20 protein-coding genes are annotated in these 22684 nt (G+C 35.7%); 16 read left to right on the top strand and 4 right to left on the bottom strand.

What is annotated here, in order from left to right; translation table 11 throughout:
• Positions 1-125 precede the first annotated feature (125 nt).
• From FW781_RS16755 to FW781_RS16745, 3 genes are all read left to right on the top strand, one after another.
• Positions 126-1643: a TROVE domain-containing protein gene (locus FW781_RS16755; protein ID WP_149388471.1), complete on the top strand. Its 1518-nt coding sequence runs from the start codon at positions 126-128 to the stop codon at positions 1641-1643.
• A 169-nt stretch (positions 1644-1812) separates the two neighbouring features.
• Entirely contained in the window at positions 1813-2340 is a 528-nt protein-coding gene (locus tag FW781_RS16750) for a DUF6584 family protein (RefSeq protein WP_149388470.1), read from the top strand.
• Positions 2341-2678: 338 nt separating this feature from the next.
• On the top strand, positions 2679-2900 hold the full coding sequence (locus FW781_RS16745) for a phosphate ABC transporter substrate-binding protein (RefSeq protein ID WP_149388469.1): 222 nt from the start codon (positions 2679-2681) through the stop codon (positions 2898-2900).
• A gap of 1649 nt (positions 2901-4549) precedes the next feature.
• On the opposite strand, the gene FW781_RS16740 is transcribed toward FW781_RS16745, so the two are convergent.
• Positions 4550-4888 (bottom strand): helix-turn-helix domain-containing protein, encoded by a 339-nt coding sequence (locus FW781_RS16740; protein ID WP_149388468.1) that lies wholly within the window; start codon positions 4886-4888, stop codon positions 4550-4552.
• 11 nt (positions 4889-4899) lie between these two features.
• Positions 4900-5328: a helix-turn-helix domain-containing protein gene (locus FW781_RS16735; RefSeq protein WP_149388467.1), complete on the bottom strand. Its 429-nt coding sequence runs from the start codon at positions 5326-5328 to the stop codon at positions 4900-4902.
• 621 nt (positions 5329-5949) lie between these two features.
• Here FW781_RS16735 and FW781_RS16730 point away from each other — a divergent pair.
• Entirely contained in the window at positions 5950-7488 is a 1539-nt protein-coding gene (locus FW781_RS16730) for a SulP family inorganic anion transporter (RefSeq protein WP_149388466.1), read from the top strand.
• A gap of 669 nt (positions 7489-8157) precedes the next feature.
• Here FW781_RS16730 and fusA read toward each other — a convergent pair.
• Entirely contained in the window at positions 8158-10224 is a 2067-nt protein-coding gene (gene fusA / locus FW781_RS16725; protein WP_149388465.1) for an elongation factor G, read from the bottom strand.
• A 626-nt stretch (positions 10225-10850) separates the two neighbouring features.
• On the opposite strand from fusA, the gene FW781_RS16720 reads away from it, so the two are divergent.
• From FW781_RS16720 to FW781_RS16675, 10 genes are all read left to right on the top strand, one after another.
• Complete coding sequence (locus FW781_RS16720; RefSeq protein ID WP_149388464.1) at positions 10851-11519, top strand: HAD family hydrolase; 669 nt, start codon at positions 10851-10853, stop codon at positions 11517-11519.
• Between the two features lie 8 nt (positions 11520-11527).
• Positions 11528-12352: a phosphoribosyltransferase family protein gene (locus FW781_RS16715; RefSeq protein WP_149388463.1), complete on the top strand. Its 825-nt coding sequence runs from the start codon at positions 11528-11530 to the stop codon at positions 12350-12352.
• Positions 12342-12899, top strand: coding sequence for a TerD family protein (locus FW781_RS16710; RefSeq protein WP_047382292.1), 558 nt, complete (start codon positions 12342-12344; stop codon positions 12897-12899). The genes FW781_RS16715 and FW781_RS16710 overlap by 11 nt, the downstream gene beginning before the upstream one ends.
• Positions 12900-12901: 2 nt before the next feature.
• Entirely contained in the window at positions 12902-14077 is a 1176-nt protein-coding gene (locus tag FW781_RS16705) for a toxic anion resistance protein (RefSeq protein ID WP_172625748.1), read from the top strand.
• Between the two features lie 16 nt (positions 14078-14093).
• Entirely contained in the window at positions 14094-15041 is a 948-nt protein-coding gene (locus FW781_RS16700; RefSeq protein ID WP_149388462.1) for a hypothetical protein, read from the top strand.
• A gap of 68 nt (positions 15042-15109) precedes the next feature.
• A complete protein-coding gene (locus FW781_RS16695) occupies positions 15110-15718 on the top strand; it encodes a TerD family protein (protein WP_149388461.1) in 609 nt (202 codons plus the stop codon).
• Between the two features lie 85 nt (positions 15719-15803).
• Complete coding sequence (locus FW781_RS16690; RefSeq protein ID WP_149388460.1) at positions 15804-16847, top strand: TerC/Alx family metal homeostasis membrane protein; 1044 nt, start codon at positions 15804-15806, stop codon at positions 16845-16847.
• Between the two features lie 386 nt (positions 16848-17233).
• Complete coding sequence (locus tag FW781_RS16685) at positions 17234-17761, top strand: TetR/AcrR family transcriptional regulator (RefSeq protein WP_149388459.1); 528 nt, start codon at positions 17234-17236, stop codon at positions 17759-17761.
• A 3-nt stretch (positions 17762-17764) separates the two neighbouring features.
• On the top strand, positions 17765-18175 hold the full coding sequence (locus tag FW781_RS16680) for a nuclear transport factor 2 family protein (protein ID WP_149388458.1): 411 nt from the start codon (positions 17765-17767) through the stop codon (positions 18173-18175).
• 152 nt (positions 18176-18327) lie between these two features.
• Entirely contained in the window at positions 18328-19722 is a 1395-nt protein-coding gene (locus FW781_RS16675) for an RCC1 domain-containing protein (RefSeq protein ID WP_149388457.1), read from the top strand.
• An 80-nt stretch (positions 19723-19802) separates the two neighbouring features.
• Here the strand turns inward: FW781_RS16675 and FW781_RS16670 are convergent, their stop codons facing one another.
• Positions 19803-20810 carry a catalase family protein gene (locus tag FW781_RS16670; protein WP_149388456.1) on the bottom strand — a complete coding sequence of 336 codons (1008 nt, stop codon included), beginning with the start codon at positions 20808-20810 and terminating at the stop codon, positions 19803-19805.
• A gap of 297 nt (positions 20811-21107) precedes the next feature.
• Between FW781_RS16670 and FW781_RS16665 the strand changes: the two genes are divergently transcribed.
• The gene (locus FW781_RS16665; protein ID WP_052198510.1) at positions 21108-21542 is read left to right on the top strand and encodes an FKBP-type peptidyl-prolyl cis-trans isomerase; all 435 of its coding nucleotides are present in this window, start codon (positions 21108-21110) and stop codon (positions 21540-21542) included.
• Between the two features lie 134 nt (positions 21543-21676).
• Positions 21677-22627: a hypothetical protein gene (locus FW781_RS16660; RefSeq protein ID WP_149388455.1), complete on the top strand. Its 951-nt coding sequence runs from the start codon at positions 21677-21679 to the stop codon at positions 22625-22627.
• The last annotated feature ends 57 nt before the right edge of the window (positions 22628-22684 follow it).

The following is a 22684-nucleotide window of genomic DNA, read 5'->3' as shown; positions in this document are numbered from 1 at the left end:
AAAAACAAAAAAAATCAAAGAAAAATTTTCTACGCAAAAAGACTGCGTAATACTGTTTTTACTTTGCATCAGAAATCAGAGAGGAAGTATCGATTCTTCCAATGTTTAACCAAAAAACAGTAACCATGAAATTTAATTTTTTAAAAAGAGAAACTAAAGTAGTACTGAACTACGAAGGTGCAAAAGCGTATGCGATGACACCTGCCGAAGAATTGTATAGTGCTGTTGTTACAACAGGACTTTCAGATACCAACTATGAAAAAGGAAATGACAGATTGAAAAGAATCCAGTCTCTGATCAAAAAAAATGATCCCGAATTTGTAGCTAAACTGGCGGTGTATGCAAGAAAAGATATGTATCTGCGTTCCATTCCATTGGTATTGACTACCGAACTGGCGAAGCAGGCTTCCGGTACGGATCTGGTAAGTAAAACAGTAGATAAAGTAGTACAGAGAGCCGATGAAATTACAGAATTACTGGCTTACTATCAGCTTGCAAATAAAAGAACAGATACCAAAAAACTGAACAGACTGTCAAAGCAGATTCAGAAAGGTTTGGTGAAATCATTTAATAAATTCGATGAATATCAGTTTGCAAAATACAACAGGAAAGCAGAAGTAACTCTGAAAGACGCACTCTTTCTGGTTCATCCGAAAGCTAAAGATGAAAATCAACAATCTGTTTTCAATAAAATTGCCAATAATACACTGGAAACCCCTTATACATGGGAAGTTGAACTTTCTGTTTTGGGTCAGACGAAATTTGCAGATGATACAGAAAGAAAACTGGCTTTCAAAAACAAATGGGAAGAACTGATCTTCAGCAACAAATTGGGCTATATGGCAACCATGAGAAACCTGAGGAATATCCTGGAAGCCGGAGTATCATGTGATGCCATGAATAAAGTCTGCAGATATCTTTCTGATGAAAGAGCAGTATCCAATTCAAAGCAGCTCCCATTCAGATTTCTGGCGGCTTACCGAGAATTAAAGACTATAGATTCTCCTTATTTGGCTTCAGTATTGGAGGCATTGGAAGATGCTGTGGTGGTAAGTGCTAAAAATATCAAAGGCTTTGGTTTTGATACTTCGGTAGTGATCGCTGCGGATGTATCCGGTTCTATGCAGAAAGCAGTTTCCAATAAAAGTAAAATTTTGCTGTATGATATCGGTTTGCTGATGTCTATGATTTTGCAGTCACAATGTAAAAACGTGGTAACAGGTATCTTTGGTGACCGTTGGTTAAGAGTTCCAATGCCTAAAAACGGTATTTTAAGAAATGTAGACGCATTTTATAAACGAGAAGGTGAAGTGGGCTATTCTACCAATGGTTATCTGGTTATCGAAGATCTGATCAAAAGAAAAGAACAGGTAGATAAAGTAATGCTTTTTACCGATACTCAGATGTGGAACAGCACTGGAAGCAGAAACTCTTTTGAAGACCTTTGGAATAGATATAAAGCCATCGCTCCTCATGCAAAACTGTATATTTTTGACCTGGCAGGTTATGGTCAACAGCCACTTGATGTCAGAAAGAATGATGTATACCTTATTGCAGGTTGGTCAGACAAAATTTTCGATGTACTGAATGCTTTGGAAGACAAGAAATCTGCAGTGAAAATGATTCAAAAAGTAGTGCTGTAGCTGGCACTGCTTTTAAAAATAACATAATAAATCAGTTGTAAATCCGTACGAGTTTAGAATTTTTAGAGAGTAGAGATTGTTTTTAGCCGGCGTTTCCAGGTCTTGAACTTTTGGTTCTTTTGCTTCAAGGCAAAACGAACAAATATTTAAATAAAGTTGCTTAAAAATTATGGGAAATTTATTTTACAGAATTGAACAGGATCTTAAAGAAGGCCGAAAGAAAAAAGCATGCGACAGGCTAAGAAATATGATCAATCAGTATCCCAATGATTTATCTCTGAGAAAAAAGTTAGGACAGATTTATTTTGAAGCAGGATTTCTTGATGAAGCAGGTAAATTTTGGATTCTGTCTGCTCCAGAGAATAATGAAATGAAAAATGCTGTGGAGATTTACAGAAAGTCTTTAAGCAATTCAGGAAATGCCATTTTAAAGGACATTATTTTCAGAGGTGACAAAGATTTTCTTGATGAGTATGCCATGAAAATAATGGATGAACTTGAGCAGAACAGTTTTAAAGTCACAAAACACATTCCTGCTTTTAAAGCTAAAACAAGAGAAAAAGGGAATTATCCGGAAACTCAAACAGTTTTTTTAGGTAAAATAAGAATCTTCTTGTTCATAGGATTAATTATTTTAATTCCTATTCTTGGAATATATAAAATGTTTGAATTAATAAAATCAGTATTTTTTCAATAAAAATAAAACTACGTAAAAAGATTGCGTACATGCAATATAATTTTGCAATGTTAATACTATCGGTGCCGTTAGAAAGACATACTTCGATTCCAAAACTGATAGAGTCTTTCACGAGATTGCCCGGTAGCTGACCAATGCCGTTGATAAGAGTTTCATCGTCAACTTTCAATTGAACATCAATTACTCTTATTATTTATTGCTTGGTTTTTAATAAAAATAACTGTGTAAAAAGAATGCACATCAGCCATATAAATTTGCAAAAGATAAAACGAATAATCATGAATGACCATAAACCAAATCTGAAAGGAGCATTGTATTGAGGTTAATACTCAATACTTATGAAAAAAATTAAAACGTTAAGACAGAAATTCGGAGTCAATGAATATGGATTGATTAACTTTCCGAAGAAAATTTCCGGTGTACAGATTTCAAGAATTATGCACGGAGATGATATGGGTTGTTCATACTGTTTCCCACACGGTTATGAAGTGGTGAATGCAAAGTATACAAAATTCCAGAGAAACTGGAAGAAGTATAGAAAAACTCAATGGAAAAATTAAAATCAGGTGCCGTTTTGGAATCATACTTCGATTTACGCCTTCAGATGCAGGTTCAATTCCTGTCTTTCTTGTTGTAAACAGAATGTAGCTCAAAAGATAGAGCAGAAGGAAAGGAAAAGGTTATGCCATTTTTGTCCTGATAATATAAAAGAGTGCCGCAGAGAAGGCTTACTTCGGTATAATATTGGTTCGACTCCAGAATGCAAATGATCTTGTATCAGTCTTTTTGAACCTGGCTTCTTTTATTTAAATCACACACATGAAAAAATAATAATAAAAAGGACGAAATTTCCAGTGATGACAGCTATGGAAAGGTGACATAGGAAACGGAGGCGTTAAAAAAATAAACTCTGCGAACGTTAAGAAAATTCTATTGTTTGAAGCGCGACACAGTAAAGGAAACGAAGAACTAATGGTAAATTCGCGCAAGTTTAGAATTTTTAGAGAGTAGAGATTATTTTTAGCCGGAGTTTCCAGGTCTTGAATTTTTCGTTCTTTTGCATCAAGGCAAAACGAACAGAATTTAAATAAAAAATAAACTACGTAAAAAGATTGCGTACATGCAATATAATTTTGCAGTGTTAATACTATCGGTGCCGTTAGAAAGACATACTTCGATTCCAAAACTGATAGAGTCTTTCACGAGATTGCCCGGTAGCTGACCAATGCCGTTGATAAGAGTTTCATCGTCAACTTTCAATTGAACATCAATTACTCTTATTATTTATTGCTTGGTTTTTAATAAAAATAAGTGCGTAAATAGAATGCGCAGTGATAATATAATTTTATAAAAAGAAAACTAATAACTATGAATAAACATAGAAAGTAAGTGTCGTAAAACAGAGTTACTTCTTTAGGGACGGTAATACAGGTTCGAATCCTGTTCTGCAATCGCAGATAGTAGAAATGGTAACACGCCGTATAATTCTCTGTTTGATTTAATTACCTTACTAAAATAATAATCAAGTGTCGTCTTAGAATCATACTTCGAGATTGAATAAACATTGGGTCGCAGGTTCGAATCCTGCCTTTTCCCTCGAAAAGGAGAGGTAGCTCAGCAGGTAGAGCAAATGCACGGAAGATTCTGAAAAATATTACCTTGATTTAAAAGAGTGCCGTAGAAAAGGCCTACTTCGGTTTAATTTGGTTCGACTCCAGAAGGTCATGAAAGTGATCTTGTACAAGTCTTTTCGAATCTTGCCTCTTTTATTAAAAAACAAACAAGTGCCGTAGAAAAATGTTACTTCGCTCATCACGACGGGGTCGCGGGTTCGAGTCCCGCCTCTTCCACAACAAAAAAACACGTGTATAATAGGAAGAGTAGCTCAGTTGGTTAGAGCACGACTGCATTATTCGGCTGTTGCCTTGTATTTATAAAATAAGAAGCTGGAAGTGGGACGTTGAAAGAGATCTTTGTATTATAATTTTCTATAAAGTCAGATCGATTTTCAGACTTTACCCTCTTTCTTCTCCCCACTTCCAGCTTCTTTATAGTATTATTATGAAGTGTCGTTAGGAAAAAATTCATCGTAACACAATTAAGGGAGGAATAGTGAAGCCGGTCACTCCGGCAAGATTATCCGGTTCGACTCCGGCAAACGTGCAGCCCGTTTTTTTCCTTATTGTTATCTTTAAAAAGTGCCGGTAAATTATTTACCGGCACTTTTCATTGTATCTTCAAGCTCTTCTTCAAACATGAGTTTCCATTTTGAAAGAGTAGTTCTGCTTATTTTATATTTTCTCGACATATAGCTTGTTGAATGACCATGCTTTTTCTGATACTGAAGCAGTTTCAGCATAGTCTGTCGGTCATAGGTTTTGAGTTTTTGATTTTCTCTGGACTGCTTGAACAGCTTTTCATTGAACTTCAGAACATCTTCACTGGTATTCAGTTTTTCAAGAAGTTCTTTGATTTTCGGGTCTTTCAGCTTTTCAGGATACTCCATCCTGAGCATATCATGATAAATTTTCTTGTAATTGGGGCGCATGTCTTATCTGTTTATCCGTTTACATTATCGCTCTTCTGAAGCCATCTGTGGAGGGTGCTTTTAGGAATAGAATATTCTTTAATGACTTCATTTTGGGTCATTTCACCGGACATAATTCTTTTCATAATAAAATCTTTGATTTCCTGAGTGTAAATATTTTTCCTGAAATAAGGCGTTTTTTCGGATTTCTGCTGGTTTTTGTTGATGGCAGAAGGAGGTGCATATAAAATCAAATGTGAGCTGTAAAGTCTGAAAAAATCATATTCCAATAATTTGCTCCATCTTAGAAGAAGATCCGTATCCATCGATTTGCTGTCATACATTACCTCGATTGCTCCTTCATCTTTGCCTAAAAATTTGCATATCCTTTCTGTTGTTATTTCATTTTCATCTACCCTTTCCTTAATAAACTTTCCAATATGGATTTCTTTATATAACATTTTTATTGAATATTATTCTTTTGTTTAAACTTATGTATCAAAAAAACGAGAATAGGTCGTATATATTATCTTATATATTGGGAAATGATTCACTTCAGTTTGAAATTGTTAAGAAATAGAAATTATGATGTAAGAATGTTAAATTACGTTTAATAAGATGATGAATCTTAAAAAACGGATCTGTAACTTACCAAATATCTTAAAACAGGTGGGTAGGAGTCACCTTAATGTACTTGGGATATATTCTTTATTTTCAATGGGTTTTCTCTTCTTCTCCTTCAAACTTCTCTTCCTGCCATTTGTGTAAATAATATATGACCTATTAAGGTTTTATACAATTCTATGAGTTGAAGCTGTAGACAGATTGGTATACAGCTTTTTACGCGTTGAATTTTTTAATTAGTACCAAATAATTGCTTATTCGGTTTCAAATGTAAACAAAAATAAGAAGTAAAAAGAGAAAGAAATGTAAAAATCATACTTTATCTACATATTTTAATTAAAATTAACATATTATAAGGATTAATGTGTGAATTGCTTACAAGTGAGACGCTTCACCATAGAAAAATGATAAAAAGAAAAATTGTATACCATGGGGACAGTCCATACCTTTGCAAATCAATGAAAAATACTATAAGCTTATTCGACTTTTCGAAGAAAATAAATTATAAAAATGAACTGCTGGCCGGTTTTACGGTAGCGATGACGATGATTCCTGAATCTCTTTCATTTGCTATCCTTGCCGGCCTGTCTCCGCTTACTGGGCTTTATGCTGCTTTTATGATGGGACTGGTAACAGCCGTTTTGGGAGGACGTCCGGGAATGGTTTCCGGAGGAGCAGGAGCGACCATCGTGGTGTTGATTGCTCTTATACACTCTCACGGGGTAGAATATCTTTTTGCCACCGTAGCGCTTGCCGGAATACTTCAGATGCTGGTAGGTATCTTTAAACTGGGGAAATTTGTGAGATTGATTCCACAACCGGTTATGTACGGATTCCTGAACGGACTGGCCATTATTATCTTTATGGCACAGGTGGAACAGTTCAAGATTACAGATAGTAACGGAGCCGTAAGCTGGCTGCAAGGAGTATCTTTATACACAATGGCTGGCTTAACTGCCCTGACAATTGCTGTAGTCTACTTTTTTCCAAAGATAACGAAAGCAGTTCCTGCATCTCTCGTGGCAATTATTATTGTCTTTGCTGTAGTTCTTGGGTTTAATATTCCAACCAAAACAGTAGCGGATATTGCTCATATCAGTGGAAATCTTCCAAGTTTTCACATTCCGCAGATTCCTTTTTCTTTGGAAACCCTGCAAATTATTTTTCCATATGCTTTAATTATGGCCGGAGTAGGTCTTATCGAATCTCTTCTGACATTATCCATGGTGGATGAAATTACAAATACTAAGGGAGGTGCCAATAAAGAATCTGTAGCGCAGGGATTAGCCAATATTACCAACGGTTTCTTTGGCGGAATGGGCGGCTGTGCGATGGTAGCGCAGACTTTGGTGAATCTTAATGCAGGTTCGAGAGCAAGACTGTCCGGAATAATAGCATCACTTCTTATTTTAATAATCATTTTGTGTGGAGCACCTGTCATTGAAAAAATTCCCATGGCTGCTTTAGTAGGAGTGATGATGATGGTAGCCATCAGTACTTTTCAGTGGGTATCTATCAGGATTGTTAATAAAATGCCTAAGTCTGATATTTTTGTAGGAGTTACTGTAGCGTTGATTACCGTGATTTTACACAACCTGGCTTTAGCGGTTTTAATTGGTGTTATCATTTCAGCATTGGTTTTTGCCTGGGATAATGCCAAAAGAATCAGGGCGAGAAAGCATGTGGATGAAAACGGGGTGAAATATTATGAAATATACGGACCATTGTTTTTTGGCTCTGTAACAGCATTTACAGATAAATTTGATCCAATGAATGATCCGGAGCAAGTCGTTGTCGATTTTAAGGAAAGCCGTATTGTGGATATGAGTGCAATAGAAGCCTTGGGCAAGTTATCTAAACGTTATAAAGAACAACATAAGACATTACACTTACGTCATCTCAGCGAAGACTGCCGAAAAATACTTAAAAATGCAGAAGCTATTGTAGAAGTGAATATCCAGGAAGATCCGACTTATAAGGTGATGCCTGAAAAATAGGGGAGAAGTCAATAAGTGAATTTTGCTTCGCAAGTGAATAGTGAATTGTTTGTAGTATGTAAAATTGACAAGCGCAGCGGATTGACAATTGACCATTCACAATTTCACAGTCAATAGTGAATTTTGCTTCGCAAGTGAATAGTGAACTGTTGTAGAGCAGAAAAAATTGCCAAGCGCAGCGGATTGACGATTCGCCATTCACAATTTCACAGTCAATAGTGAATTTTGCTTCGCAAGTGAATAGTGAATTGTTGTAGTGCAGAAAAATTGACAAGCGCAGCGGATTGACAATTGACCATTCACAATTTCACAGTCAATAGTGAATTTTGCTTCGCAAGTGAATAGTGAACTGTTGTAGAGCAGAAAAAATTGCCAAGCGCAGCGGATTGACGATTCGCCATTCACAATTTCACAGTCAATAGTGAATTTTGCTTCGCAAGTGAATAGTGAATTGTTGTAGTGCAGAAAAATTGACAAGCGCAGCGGATTGACAATTGACCATTCACAATTTCACAGTCAATAGTGAATTTTGCTTCGCAAGTGAATAGTGAACTGTTGTAGAGTAGAAAAAATTAACAAGCGCAGCGGATTGACGATTCACTTTTCACAACAAAATCACCCAATAAACCAGACAAGGACTGTAAGAAAAAATCTACAGTCCTTGCTTGTTTAGGTAATTAATGTATTCGCAATAAAATCAGGCACTAAAGCATAGTGCGATAATTTCATGCTGATGGAAGCTCTTCCACTCGTCAATGTTCTCAGATCAGAAATATATCCGAAAGTTGAAGCTAACGGAACTTCCGCTGCAAAGATCTTCCTTCCTGATTTCTCATCAATAGAAGTGATGATCCCTCTTCTTCTGTTGATGTCCGCAGTGACAGCACCGGTGTATTCCTCAATACTTTGGATTTCTATCTGCATGACAGGTTCCATAAGCTTAGGACTGCATCCTTTTGCTGCCGCTTTGAACCCTTCTCTTGCAGCAATCTCAAAATCCAGTGCTGCAGAATCCTGAGCATGGAAAGAACCGTCCAGAAGAGTAATCTTCATATTTTCCAGAGGATATCCTTTCAGCGGGCCGTGTTCCATGGCTTCTCTGAACCCTTTTTCAACAGAAGGAATGAATTCAGCGGGAATAACTCCTCCTTTGATCATGTTGATAAATTCCAATCCATGTTCATTGTCGTTTCCGGGTCCAATCTCAAAACTAATATCAGCGAACTGGCCACTCCCTCCGTTTTGTTTGGAAAGTTTTTCCCTATGAACTTTGCTCGCTGTTAAAATTTCACGGTAAGAAACTTTAGGTTTTCCCTGGTTAATTTCAATACCATGATTCAGACGGATCTTTTCCAAAGTGACCTCAAGATGAAGCTCTCCTAATCCGCTTAATAAAGTTTCTCCGGTTTGGGCGTCTCTTTCAACCACCAAAGAAGGATCTTCTTCCTGAATTTTTGCCAGCACCAAGCCAAAGGATTTCTCATCACCATTGGTTTTCGGTTCGATAGCTACTCTTATAACAGGAGTTGGAATTGTAATTGCTTCCAGTAATATTGGCTTCTCTAGAGAAGATAAAGAATCTCCTGTTTTGGCATCCTTTATCCCGGTTAAAGCAACAATATCTCCTGCTTTAGCTTCTTCCAATGATAATGTTTTATCCGACTGCATCTGTAAAATTCTTGAAATCCTGAAACTTTCACCTGTCCTTACATTCAGTAGGGTATCTCCGGATTGTATCGTCCCGGAATATACACGAAGCATAGCCAGTCTTCCCATATGTTTATCAATCATGACTTTGAAAACGAGTCCTGAAAAAACAGCAGCTTCATTTCTTTCCAATGTTACAGTTTCTTCCGTATGAGGATCTCTTCCCTGCAGGTCAGCAAGCTGATCAGGAGCCGGAAGATAGGTTACAACCGCATCAAGAAGAGGCTGAATTCCTTTGTTTTTAAAGGCAGAACCACACAGAACAGGAACAGCTGATCCCGATCTGCAGACTCTTTGTATAGCTTTTGAAATCATTTCAACGGTAATGTTTTGTTCATTATCCATGAAAATATCAAAGAAATCTTCGTCATATTCTGCGAGAGTTTCCATCAACTTCATTCTGTACTCATCTGCTTCAGCAATATGATAATCAGGAATTTCCTTTTCTACGATGGTTTCTCCGTTTTCATCTGTCCAGTATAATGCTTTCATGTTGACAAGATCAATGACTCCTTCAAAATGTATTTCAGCTCCAATCGGAATCTGAAGGGCAAGAGGAACAGCATTCAGCTTTATTTTTATATCATTAAGAACGGCAAAGAAGTCTGCGCCAATTCTGTCCATTTTATTGATGAAACAGATTTTGGATGTTCCGTGTTTTTCAGCCTGGAACCAAACATTCTCAGTCTGCGGCTGAACCCCGGAAGCAGCACAGAAAACGGCGACAACACTATCAAGAACCCTTAAAGAGCGCTCCACTTCCACTGCAAAATCAATGTGTCCCGGAGTGTCAATAATGTTGATGTTATAGACCTTATTATCTTTTTTCCATTGAGTGGAAATGGCTGCGGAAGAAATCGTAATCCCTCTGTTTCTTTCCTGAATGTCCTTATCCATGGTGGTATTTCCATCATCTACATTGCCGATTTTATGAATGAGTCCTGTGTAATAAAGAATTCGTTCCGATAAAGTTGTTTTTCCTGCATCTACGTGTGCTATGATCCCTATATTTCGTGTGTTGTATTTCATTTTGTTTGATTTAAATTGTTGATTTTTAGATCTGTGTTGATAAAAGAGTCTGAGAAAAGTGAGCACAAAATATACTCCGGTCTTATGAAGCCGGGAAAATATTTTTTGTGTTCCGTATCAAAGGAAAATTTTCAGAGATCTTAACAAACAACAGAAATTCTTTGAATTGTTAAAGTCTGAAAATAGGGCAGCAAAAAAGACCTATCCGAATAGACAGGTCTTCAATATATTTTTGGGTATAAAAGATCTATAGAACTATTCAGATAAATATTCAGTGCTGCCAAAGAACACAGCTCTGACAGGATTGCTTAACGTTATAATATTTATCATTTTTGTTGACATTGTTGATTGTTAATCGGTTGCGAAATTATAATTTTTTTTTGATTTCCAAAGAATTTTTAAAAATATTTTTTGCGGATTGATATTAAACCGTTCGTAAATCATATTCTGTGAATCTGTCAAAATCGTGAAATTTCATAAAAATATCTTAAAACAGATATCGAACGTAATGCTTTTATGATAAATATTTTATCTTTGGGAAGAATAGTATTTTGAACACTTGTTGATGATTAAAAAAAATTAAATCTTTTTCAAGAAGCTAATAAAAACTTTTAACTTAAAACCTATTGAAAACAGATATCGACATCCATAACCACTGTCATTTTTCCTTTGACTTGTGGCTCACTTTAATCAAATCTCATCCTGAATTTAAAACAAAAAGAGTTGAGCTGTTCTCCTCATTTTTCAACGTGGATAAACCCATAGAGGAGGTTGCGAAAACCGTAAAATATTATGATGATCTTTGTAATACCATCAATGAAGTTACAGGAGGCAATATAGATACTTTTGAGATCTATTTGATGATTCTTGGTGCTTTGGATGTAGATATAAAACAGTTGAATAAAGAAAAGCTTAATGAGTTTTACGCTAAAAGCGAAGATTTGTTTCTGGAATATAGGCCAGTGGTGATTTTTGAAAATATTCATGGTTTTTTTGAGGATATTAAAAGCCGAGGAAAGACTATTAATATTTTGAGCAATACAGGATTTATCAAAGGAACAACCATGAGGAAATTTTTGATCCATGAAAATCTGGATCAGTACATAGATTTTCATATCTATTCTGATGAGATTAACTGCTCCAAACCGAATCCGCTTATTTTTCAGGAAGTGAAGAATAAAATCAAAGATCAGGATTTGCCTCTGCACCAAGTTTTGCATATCGGAGACAATCCGTTTGCTGATTATGAAGGGGCTAAAAATTTTGGATTCAGTGCACATTTACTTAAACACTAAAAATAAACATGAATAAAAGATACAGCTTACACCACATTCATTCTGCGGATGAGTTTACTTTCTCACCTGCGGAATACAGCTATTTCAAGTATGGCGATAAGTCGTATGCTGAAAAATTTGCAAAAGAATTATTCGACGGATTTATTTCCGAAAATGAAGCGCTTTTAAATACCGATAAAGAGATTGTAGTGCTGCCAAGCCCTTACATGGCTATTCCTACAGCATCCAACTTTTTATGCTTTTATTTTAAGAAGCATCTGGATTTTTATCTGTTTCAGAAAGGAAAAAAGTCAAGTATTTTGTCTAAGATCAATCGTAACCATACGTATATCACAGATTATGGGAATCTGAATTTTGAAGATCGTAAAAATCTGATCGCAAATGATACTTATTATATTGATAAGGATTTTTTGAGAGGAAAACTTTGTATTTTTATAGACGATATAAAAATCACAGGAAGTCATGAATATACAGTTAACAGAATTCTGAATGAATATAGTGTGGAAGCAGACTTTATGTTCATGTATTACGCTGAACTGATGAATTTTGACCTTGATCCTAAAATTGAAAACTTTTTCAATTACTATGCAGTGAAAAATGTAAAACATGTTGCAGAAGTGATGAACAAAGAAAGTTTTCAGTTCAATACAAGGATTGTAAAATATATTTTAGGCCTGGAATCAAGTAATTTTGATTATCTTACGTCTAAAGTAAAAAAAGAACAGATGGATCTGCTTTTAGAGCTGGCTATCAGCAACAATTATCATTTAATAAAAGAATACAAAAATAACATCAATACTTTAACACAAACGGAATTATATTATGGCTATTAACTTACAAAAAGGACAAAGAGAAAATATTAACGCACCTAAATTCACTGTAGGTTTAGGATGGGATATCAATAATACTTCTACAGGAACAGGATTTGACCTTGATGCCTCTTTGTTTTTACTTGGGGACGACAAAAAATTAGTTTCAGATAACCACTTTATTTTCTATAACAACCTTGAGTCTCCGGACAAATCTGTAATCCATACAGGAGATAACCTTACGGGAGAAGGATCAGGTGACGATGAGCAGATCAAAATTGATCTTACGAAAATTGATGATGCGATCAAAGAAATTACAGTAGTAGTAACCATTCACGAAGCAGAATCAAGAAAACAAAATTTTGGACAGGTAAGAAATTCTTTCATCAGAATTTTCAATACGGATACGAATGAAGAGATCTTGAAATATGAACTGGACGAAGATTTCTCAATCGAAACCGCTGTAGAATTCGGAAGAATCTACAACAGAAACGGAGAATGGAAATTTGAGGCTGTGGGTGCAGGACAAAGAGACGGCCTTGACAAATTTGTATCAATTTATCAGAAGTAATCATGGACAATCAGGAAAATCAACCCATAGATCCACTAGGATCAATAGAACCTCTTAAAACCTTTGAACCTACACCAATGGTTCCTCCAACTCCGGCTCAGCCTGTTCAAAATGCAGCACCGGCAGTTCTTGTGGATAGAGAGGGAAATGTAAATCTGACTCAGCTGCAGTCAGAAGAACGTGAGAAATATGAAGTTCTTGCGAACTCTATTGATGAAGCCAATCCAGGCTCCATCGTTAATTTCGGGGCAGAACTTCAGAAAACATTAACCAATCAGAGTGACAGCTTCTTAGGAAATGTAAGAAGATCCAACTCCGGAGAAGTAGGAGGCCTTATCAATGATCTTTTGGTAGAGCTTAACTATGTAGATGTAGAGGAACTTAACGGAAATAAAGTGAAAAGTTTTCTGAGCAAATTACCATTCATGAAAAAGGTAATGACTCAGGTAGAAAACTTGTTTGCAAAATACGATAAGATCATCAACAATATCGAACAGATTTCTTATAAAGTAAATGCAGGAATCATTACTTCTACAAAAGATAATGCTGTACTTCAGACTATCTTTGAAAGTAATGTAAATTCTATCAAACAGATTGAAGGTCTTGTGATTGCAGGAAATATAAGAATGGAAAGAGCTGCTGTAGAACTTGCTCAGATGGAAACGAATCCTCAGGATTATCAGGATTATCAGATTGCTGATAAGAGAGATTTCATTGCGAGGTTAGACAGAAGGATGGCTGATCTTAAAGTGGTGCGTGTGATTATGATGCAGTCGCTTCCACAAATCAGATTGGTACAGAATAACAACGTTTCTATTGCCGAAAAAGCACAGACCATTCTTACTACTACACTTCCTGTCTGGAAAAACCAGCTTTCACTTGCTGTGGCAATGTACAGGCAACAGCAGAATATTGAGATTCAGCAGAAAGTATCTTCTACTACAGAAGAAATTTTAAGAAAGAATGCAGAGCGTCTTGGCCAGAACTCAATAAATGTTGCAAGAGCTAATGAGCAGACCATTGTATCTGTGGAAACATTGAAAGAAACAACATCAATGCTTATCAATACATTGAATGAAGTGAAACAAATCCAGAAACAGGGAGCAGACAACAGAAGAAAACTGGATCAGGATCTTCAGACATTAGAGCATGAGCTTAAAGCGAATGTCAGAGGTTAATTTATAGAATACTAAGGTGGGGGATGATGCAGCAACCATATTGTCGCAAAGCAAAAGAAGATTAACAAAGCTTAAGCTTCTCGCTAATTTTTTTGAACATATTGATATCATATCAATTTATATCAAAACAGATATTATCCACAATCTGTTTCAGGAAAATGCAGCTTTAGATTACAATAAACTGGAACTTTTCCACCTGCAGTATACAGACAGTCTCATAGAGCTTCTGACTAAAATTAAAAAGCAGAAGGAAAATGATATGCTGGCGGTCATCAATGAAATTAACATCAACAGTAAATATATTTCAGGTTTTGAAGAAAGAAGGGTAGACAGTTTTGAGACTGACAGGAAAATGTACAGTGGTGTATTTTCCCAACATCTGAAAACCTTGTATAAAGATCTTACGGAAGATAGTTTTACCGCCAATTGGGATAATGTATTATACTTTCATAAAAAATATGCTCAGGAATTTTACAGAGCGGAAGCAGATGAAACACTGCTGAAATCAGATTCATTTCCCGCATATCAGTATAAAGATTATTCTATTGAAAGGAAACTTTTGGGAAGACTTAATATACAAGGATTTAAAGTCCGTTTTGTATGTGGATATCTTATAGGAACCCATGATTATGAGCTTTTCAAAATATTTCAGTCTGATGATTATTTTATTTTCAGTGTAGACGAAAAGAAATTGTATCTTTTAGACAAAGAACTGGACAAGCTGGATATTTCTGAAAATCAATCTAATCAGAGTTCCATTATTGATCAACTGAGAAGTAAAAATGAACAGCTGGAAAACAGTATGAACGAAAGAAAACGTGCTTTACCGGCTGAAGTGGAAGGTGTTTTGAAAGATTATATTAAAAACCTTGAAAATATGGATATTATGAGCAAAATATTTGATTTTGACGAAGAAACAAATATTCTGCGGGCAATGCTTAATTTGAACTTGAATAATAACTAAGACGAAATTTGAAAGAGCAAAGAAGATTCACTTTTTTGCAAATGTAAATAACAACTAAACATAAAAAGATGGCTATCAACTTACAAAAAGGTCAGAGAATTAACCTTAAAAAAGAAAATGGAGCTGAGCTTTCCCAAGCTTGTGTAGGAATCAACTGGGGAGCAATTGAAAAGAAAGGATTTTTTGGAACTAAAAAAGAAGCAGTAGACTTAGACGGAAGCTGTATTTTATATGATTCAAATAAAAATGTTACTGAAGTAATCTATTTCGGAAACCTTAAATCCAGAAACGGATCTGTAAGACACAGCGGAGATGACCTTACGGGTGACGTAAACGGAGATGACGGGTTGGATAATGAAGTAATCACTGTAGATTTCAGCCAGCTGGAGCCCAATGTAGAGCATGTGGCAATGGTTTTGAACAGCTACAGAGGTCAGGATTTCGGAACAATTCCATTTGCTTCTATCCGTATTTACGAAGGTTCACCTACCAATGTGAGAGAAGTTTTTGCAAAATATGATATTGCAAATGATGCTTCTTTCAGCGGACATGTTGCCATGGTAATGGGCGTTTTCTATAAGAGAAACGGAGAATGGAAATTCAATGCTATCGGAGATCCTACTTCAGACAAAAAGCTGGAGCAGACGGTTCAGACCGTTCAGATGAATTACCTATAATCAATTGTAAATCAAAAGATAAATAAAATAGCAATATTTGTACTCTGTACATCTATTGCTTTTATCATATAATAACATAACTCAAGTGGAACATCAAAGTATTTTAGAACTGCACCCAGGTCTGGTGTGGGGATTTGCAGTAACAGTCGTTATCATGCTGCTCCTGGACTTAGGGGTATTTAACAAAAAAAGTCATGAAGTATCTTCCAAAGAAGCTACCATCTGGTCTATCGTATGGATCTCACTTTCAATGGTATTTTCAGGAGTGGTTTATTGGGTATTCAATACTGATGGAAGCCCGGAAAGCCATGCTTTGGCAATAGAGAAATTTACACAGTATCAGGCTGCTTATTGGATTGAAAAAGCCCTGTCTGTAGATAATTTATTTGTATTTATCCTTGTTTTCGGGTTCTTTAAAGTTCCGAAATACCTTCATCACAAGGTTCTTTTCTGGGGAATCATTGGTGCATTGATCTTCAGGGCTATCTTTATCTTTGCAGGAGTAGGATTGATCAATCTGACCTATCTTCCTGAAATGAACATTTTTGGTAAAGCTGTACAGATCAATATCGTTATGGCTCTGTTTGGATTGTTTCTGGTATATGCCGGCATCAAATCCTGGGGTGATGGTGACGATGACGATGATGAAGATTACAGCAATACAGCAGGAGCAAGATTAATCAAAAGTTTCTGGAAAGTTTCTGACAATTATGACGGAGATAAATTCTTCACCATTCAGAACGGAATCAAAATGGCAACGCCTCTTTTAGTGGTAGTAGGGGTTATCGAGTTTACAGACGTTCTTTTTGCTGTAGATTCCATTCCGGCTATTTTTGCGATTTCAAATGACCCGTTCATCCTTTATACATCAAATATCTTTGCTATTTTAGGATTAAGATCATTATACTTCCTGTTAGCGAACTTTATCCACATGTTCAGCAAACTCCCATACGGATTGGCAATTATTCTGTCATTCATTGGAGTTAAAATGCTTATTGCACCATGGATTCATATTACGTCTCCGGTTTCATTGGGAATCGTAGGAGGTGTATTGGTGATCTCTGTTCTTTTATCTATCATCTTCCCTGAAAAAGAAGAAGCGAAGAAAGAAGAATTGGAAGAAAAATAAAATATTTTAGTTTAAATATGTCAAAGACCTCCGGATTATAATTCTGGAGGCTTTTTTGTTTGATGTTTTTGTTGGAAAACGCAAAGACGCAAAGGCGTAATGTATTAATATGAATACTGTTTTTAAGGTGCAAGAAAATCAAAGATTTTCAGCAAGGATAATTACTTATATTAATTATTCGCATTATTCAAAGCATATTATTAGCGGTATTCAATTTTATCGAAGATAAAATCTTCGCGCCTTTAATATATGTGATATTTATAAAAATTTAGCGTCTTTGCGTTTTCCAATCTTACTCCCAATAAAAATATTTTAAAAATAAAAACAGACAGACCGGTCTGTCTGTTTTTATTTTTCATACATTTGTTCCAGAAAAGAAAAGCAATATGAAATCTCCAAGAGAAAGAATCATAGAAACCACCTTTCAATTGTTCGCAAGACAAGGCTATAATTCTACCGGAATCAATCAGATTATTTCAGAAGCAGAAGTAGCGAAAGCAAGTTTTTATCAGTATTTTAAATCCAAAGAAGACCTGTGTGTAGAATTTCTGAAGGTAAGACATGAATATTGGTTCAATGAACTCAATAATTTTTTAGCAAAGGAAAAAGATTCAAAATCTAAAATCCTCAAAGCTTTTGATTTTTTAGTTTATATGAATGAAAAAGAAAACTTTAGGGGATGCAGTTTCCTGAATATTTTATCAGAAATACCCATGGATAATACTAAAATTCTGAGTGTAATTCAATCTCATAAAGCCGATCTTAGAAACTTTTTTTTAGAGTTACTGAATGATGATAGCCTTTCTGATCATATTTATATGCTTTTTGAGAGCAGTATCATAGAAAGCCAGCTTTTCAAATCCAATGAATTAATTGAAAAGTCAAAAAAAATAGTCACCAATTTAATACAGTAAATTATGGAACAAAAACATCCGCTTCCGCCTTTCACCCTTGAAACGGCGTTGGAAAAAATTCAGCTTGCAGAAAATGCATGGAACAGTCAGGATCCTGAAAAGGTTTCCAAAGCCTATACCATCAACAGTGAATGGAGAAATAGGAATACCTTCGTGAATGGAAGGGAAGAAATCGTGGCATTCCTTCAAAAGAAATGGGAAAAAGAACTCCATTATAAACTTAAAAAAGAATATTGGGCACACACGGATAATCGCATTGCCGTTCGTTTTGAATATGAATATCAGACCAAAGAGGGCAGCTGGTTCAGAGCGTATGGAAACGAGAACTGGGAGTTTGATGAAAACGGACTGATGGCGAAAAGATATGCAAGCATCAATGATTTGGCTATCAACGAAGAATATCGAAAACTTTGACAAAAAGACTGTTGTAATGACAGTCTTTTTTTATGCAGAAAATTCATTTTCTTGTTTTATATTTGTTGAAAATTATTCGATATTATAAACTAATAACCAATCTGAATTATATACTCATCTGAAAATAATTCGGATACAAAACTTAAATACAAATGAGAAAAAATCGATCAATCGGAAAAGTATTCTTACTTTTTTTACTTATGCCGTTTCTGGCTTATTCCCAATGTTGGAAAGAAATCTCTACAGGAAGATGGAACTCTGTAGGGGTTAAAAATGACGGAACTCTCTGGACCTGGGGAAATAACTGGTATGGGCAGCTAGGTGATGGTACAACTGTTTATAAAACGAGCCCGGTTCAGATAGGAAATGCTAACTGGAAAAGTATCATAACAACTCCGGCAGAAGACTATGTCCTGGCTATAAAATCTGATGATTCACTCTGGGGATGGGGAAGTAATTTTCATGGATTGATGGGAGGCCCTATCAATGAGAATAAAACCAGTCCCGTAGAGATCGGAAGTGCTGCTAATATAAAGATTATGTCTCCCGGAGAGCATATATTAACGGTAAGGACAGATGGAACATTATGGGCAAGAGGAGATAATACTTTTGGACAATTAGGAGACGGAACAATCACAGATCAGAACTTTAATTATATTCAAATAGGAACCGGAACCAATTGGAAGACCGTTGGAGTAGGAGTATTTCACTCCATTGCTCTGAAAACAGATGGAACACTCTGGGCTTGGGGCTTCAATAGTACGGGACAATTGGGAGATGGTACTAATGTATATAAAACGAGCCCGGTTCAGATAGGAATAGATACCAATTGGAAAAGTATATCCGCTGGGCCCAATTATAACTTGGCATTAAAAACGGATGGTACACTTTGGGCATGGGGGTACAACGTCAATGGGAAAGTAGGTGATGGAACTACCATAGATAAATTTGTTCCTACTCAAATAGGTACTACTTCAGATTGGAAGAGTATTGCAGCTGGAGTTAATCATTCGCTGGCAATAAAAGATAACGGAACACTTTGGGCCTGGGGAGATAACAGCACAGGGCAATTAGGGGATGGGACTTATCTTAATAAATTGGTGCCTACTCAAATTGGTGCCCAAAACAATTGGAAAACTGCAGTAGGAGGATATAATCATACATTAGCCTTAAAAACGGATGGTTCACTGTGGAGCTGGGGTGATAATGGATCAGGCCAGCTTGGCGATGGTACCAATGTTGAAAAAATCATACCTACAGCTATTTCATGTCCTACAAGTTTAACTTTGCAAGTAAACGAAAATGTTATAAAAAATGAAGGGATTGTACTGTATCCAAATCCTGCAAAGACTTCATTTATGATTAAAAATCTTTCAGGAATTAAAATGGTAAAAGTTTATAATGAAGAAGGAAAATTGACCGGTTCTTATATAAATACAAACATTATTAACATAGAATCCTTGCAGCAAGGCATTTATTGGGTTAAAATAGAAGATTTGAAAGGGAATACAGTCATAAGAAAATTGATAAAGACCGAAGAAAAATAATATTTCATTTAATATAAAAGTAAAAAGGGACAGTATTTATAGTGTCCCTTTTTTATTTTTTAGTGAGTTATATTAAACATCTAACTGCTTTTCCCATGCAGCAGTTTATTAATCTTTCTCCTCGTTTGTACAGACACTTTATAAGCTTCATCGCGCAGTTTCTGTATTTTTCCTACAGGCTGAAAAAAGATCTTACTTTCAAAAGGATTGAATGAAAGCAGCTCATTGGTACAATCACGAGAGTCCAGCAATGAATCTTTAGTTATTTTTACCTCACCGATTTTAATGAAAGGAGAATTCTTCCATTCAACATTCAGTTTGTTGATCGGTTGATCTTTTAAATCATAACAAATTTGTATCATAACATCTGCCGTGAAATCATGAGTTTGAAGATAGTTTGTCAAAGAATCCTTGATCTTTTGTTTTCTGCCTGTATTTTTATCAACAGATTGAGGACTTAACTTTATTTTAATGACCTGATCTCCCAGTCGGTAGGCACCTACAGAATAATAATCAAAGGACAGGATAAAATCATTTCTTTTCCCAATAAGCATAAGCATATTACGAAGCATATCACCTGTCAATAAAGAAGGCAGCGTTTTGATCATCTGAACAAACATAGAAAATAAACTGCTCCATTGCTTCATATAAACCCGATTAATGGCTGTAAATAATTTCAGAAAAGTAGAAACAGAATTGATAGGAAACAAAGGAAAATTCACCAATGGATAATTGGCAAGTAATCCGCCGTTCTCATCCTTAATCTGTACAGCAAACCCATAAGCAGGAATATCTTTTTTTGAATTCTTAATTTTCAATTGAGCATTGGAAAATCGTATGGTCAGATCAAATTTTTCCTTGTCAAAAAAGGGTTGCAGTGATTCCGGGATATCAGGCTCTGTCCAGAATATTCCCTTTGCTGCCGCATACGTTTTAGCATGGGCATTTCTGGTAGCATAATTGACGTCACTGACGGAAGAGGATTGTTCAACAAAATCCGCTATTGTTTTTTTATTGATTTCCAGAAGTTGTTTTTCCTCCTCATTCAGTTCATCAAACTTCTTATTATATTTTAATGGATTTGGCATTTAGTTTTTAAAATTCAATTATAACGCCAAGTTTCGAAATCTGTGTTAAGTAAGTATTACAATTATTTGAATTTTGTTGAAAAGATGCTTTTAAATAAAGAAATGTAAGGCAATATGATTGCTTAATTTTGATCGATATACTGTTTAACTTATTGATTTTTAGTGTAAAATTGTTTTAAATAAGAATAAATTAAAAACATATTGCCTGATATATACATAACCAAGTTTTTTAATCTTCCCTCCTCATGCTTCCATCTTCCAACCTTAAAAAGTTTTATCTTTGTAAAAAATTATAATATGGGAGTAGCAGATATGTTATTTAAACGTAAAAAAGAATTGGCAGAAAAGAACCTGAAAGATGGTAAAGAATATATGGAAGAATATGGTAAGAGAGAAAGCGTTGTGCAGTTACCAAGCGGCTTGCAGTATGAAATTATCACAGAAGGTGACGGTCCTAAGCCAGGTCCTAAATCTACTGTAAAATGCCACTATCACGGAACTACCATTTCCGGTAAAGTATTCGACAGCTCTGTAAAAAGAGGTACACCCGCATCTTTCCCTTTAAACAGAGTAATTTCAGGTTGGACAGAAGCACTTCAGCTGATGCCGGTTGGAAGCAAATGGAGATTGATCATTCCACCGCATTTAGCATATGGAGATCAGGAAATCAGCAAAGAAATCGGACCAAACAGTACGCTTGTTTTTGAAGTTGAACTGCTGGATATCAAATAATCCTTCTTAAAAATAGATTAAAAATTTACCTGATTTCAGGTAAATTTTTTTATTTGTGCTATATTCGTATAGATGAATTGTGAAAATGAAGAAATTTATTTTATCATACATCGGCAACACAATAATATGACTGAATGAAAAAACTCTTCTTCCTTCTTGCTGCGATCAGCTTACTGGTATCCTGTGTTTCCAAAAAGAACCAGGCGATCCAGCAGAATATTCTTACCCTTAAGGACAGCTACTGCAAAGCTCCCTTTAAATACAATTACAGTAACAAACTTCCGTCTTATAATTCAGATTCTATTTTAACAGCCAATAAAGAGCTCCGCGGAATGTTTACTGATCAGAGTGTTTTAATTTTAAATGCATTGGGTAATCTTGATGATGTACACAAAATCATCGAATTGAAAAAAGATTCTTCCCTCACTTCACAGGTGAAAATATTGCAGCTTAAAACCAAAATCAACAGCAGGATTACCATTGCTTTAACGGAGCTGGATGCTGTAGCGGCAGAATTTGACTGTGAAGGAGAGCGGGTAGCTCAGATCGGAAGCTATGTGGATAACCTGAATGCCTCCAGAAATAATAAACTGATTTTATATTCTATCATTGCCGGAGCAGCCTCATCCATTGCCGGAGGAATTGTGAAAAGTGACGGCTGGGATAATGCAATTGGTATCGGAGGGGGTATTTTAGGAGCAGGATTTGGTCTGGCAACCCTTAATCCTAAAGGAAAAAAAGTAGAATTTATCCATCAGAGAAATCTTTTGAGAGATATCTGGAAAGAAAAACTGGAATCCCCAAATTTTCCGCCTTTCATCTGGTATATGTATACCGAGAAAAAATTTTCCAACAAAGAAGAATATTCTATCATAGGAAATATGAAACTGCGATGGCTTCATTATCAGTTTGATGACGTAAAAGAAGCTGCGGATAAGTCTGTAATCTTCAGTGACGGAGGGTTTTACAGAGCTGATGATCTCAATAACCGTGCTGCTATGCTCAATCAGATGCAGTCAGCAACCCGTACTATCAATCAGAATATCAATTATTTGCTGCTTGATCTGGATAAATTGATACTTTAAGAAAAAATTAACTGTAATAAATTTTGTTACATTTAAAAAATGTGTATCTTTGCAGAG

The sequence above is a fragment of the Chryseobacterium panacisoli genome, assembly GCF_008274625.1.
Classification (GTDB): Bacteria; Bacteroidota; Bacteroidia; order Flavobacteriales; family Weeksellaceae; genus Chryseobacterium; species Chryseobacterium panacisoli.
The sequence above is the reverse complement of the archived record's forward strand: the minus strand, read 5'-3'. Positions and strand labels throughout refer to the sequence as shown.